Source organism: Armatimonas sp. (assembly GCF_031410135.1).
GTDB lineage: Bacteria > Armatimonadota > Armatimonadia > Armatimonadales > Armatimonadaceae > Armatimonas.
Genome location: NZ_JANNYP010000228.1, coordinates 1 through 1090, shown reverse-complemented (window position 1 = coordinate 1090; position 1090 = coordinate 1). Strand labels below are relative to the sequence as shown.

Below are 1090 nucleotides of genomic sequence, written 5' to 3'. Positions count from 1 at the left end.
GGCTGCGCTTGGGGTCTTCGAGGTGCGTGGGCCAGTCGTGGCCGCCGCCGTCTAGGGTGTAGAGGACGAACTCCGTACTGTCGCGCTTTGTCCACCAGCGGGTGCGGGTGAGCTTGCCGCTGGTTTTGTCCTCGCGCTCGGTGAGTCCCAGCGCCTTTACCCAGTGCGCGGCGACGGCTTCGGTGCCGTAGTAAGGCCCCCAGCCGTCGCGGTTGGCTAGATCACCGTCCCAGAGCGTGGTTGTGTCTTTGGTGCCATGAACCTCCATAATCGGGATGCGGTTCTTGGCCGTGAGGGTCTTGTCCCAGCCGACCATCATGCACCCGGCAATCGGCGCGATGGCCCGGACAAGGGGCTTAGGTTGCCGCGCCAGGTAGTAGCTAAAATCCGCGCCATTGGACATTCCGGTGGAGAATACCCGCTTGGGATCGAGTTTGTACTGTTTGATAAGCTGGGCCACAAGCTGCTGGGCGAATTTTACGTCGTTGATCTTTGGGTCTTGGAACTGGTACTCCACTTGGAAGTTGCGCTTGCCTTTCGCATCCGGGAGGCCGTCGAGGTAGGCAAAGACGAAGCTGTGGGCTTCGAGAATCTTGGAGAATCCCGCCCAGCCGCGCATGTCTGCTGCGCTTCCTCCAAAGCCGTGACAGACTAAAACCAGCCCTTGGGGGGTCTTCGGCACATCGAGCAAGTAGGAGCGCTCGCGGCCATCCACGGTCAATGTTGGCATGGGGTTAGGCCATTTCCTTGGCGGCACGGAGGCCGGAGAGATAGGCTCCGTGGGCGGTGCTAAAATGATCCTGCTCCGTGGCCTCACCTGCAAAGAAGAGCTTATTACTGAGCGGGCGTGCCAGCTCTTTGCGAAGTCCGGGCCGCGAGCCGACGACCTGGAAGGAGTATGAGCCGTAGGCAAAGGGGTCGGAGGCCCAGCGCGTGATCTGATAGTCAGCGGGCTCGGGGATGCCCTTGCCATAGATCGTCTGTAGCGTGGCCATGGCACTGGCGACGATCTGAGAGTCCGTCCACGACTCCATGGCCTTGCCTTGCGTGGCGGCATTAAACCCCAGGAGAACGGGTTGTTTTAGTGTTC

2 protein-coding genes are annotated in these 1090 nt (G+C 60.7%); both read right to left on the bottom strand.

Translation table 11 applies throughout. The features are described 5' to 3' along the window. Nucleotides 1-730 (bottom strand): hypothetical protein (locus RMO15_RS08130; protein ID WP_309710321.1); only part of this gene is annotated, 730 nt, incomplete at its 3' end. Between the two features lie 4 nt (nt 731-734). Next, nucleotides 735-1090: FAD-dependent oxidoreductase (locus tag RMO15_RS08125; protein ID WP_309710318.1), on the bottom strand; the 356-nt coding region annotated here is incomplete at its 5' end.